The 425-nt window shown below is 70.4% G+C and carries 1 protein-coding gene; it reads left to right on the plus strand.

The genetic code is table 11. The annotated features are described in order from the left end of the window. On the plus strand, positions 1 to 425 hold a 425-nt coding region (locus HA630_RS26740; protein WP_208299894.1), incomplete at both ends, for a glycosyltransferase.

The raw sequence follows: 425 nt of genomic DNA on the forward strand, positions 1-425 counted from the left end.
TTTGGCGGCGTGCGCGGCAAGGGCGTGCTCACACTGGCCCTGTTGCCGCTGCGCCTGTTGCGCGCCTTCTGGCAGAGCCTGGCCGTGGTGCGCCGGGTCCAGCCCGACGTGGTGCTGGGCCTGGGCGGCTACATCACCTTCCCCGGTGGGATGATGGGCGTGCTGGCCGGCAAGCCGCTGGTGCTGCACGAACAAAATTCTGTGGCCGGCATGGCCAACAAGGTGCTGGCCGGCGTGGCCGACCGGGTCTACACCGCTTACCCCCAGGCCTTGCCCAAGGGTGAGTGGATCGGGAACCCGCTGCGCGCTGAGTTCCTGCAACAAGCCGAGCCGGCCGAGCGTTTCGCCGGCCGCCGCGGCCCGTTGAAGCTGCTGGTGGTGGGCGGCAGCCTGGGCGCCAAGGCCCTGAACGACACCGTGCCGCA

It is taken from the genome of Aquabacterium sp. A08, from assembly GCF_011742065.1.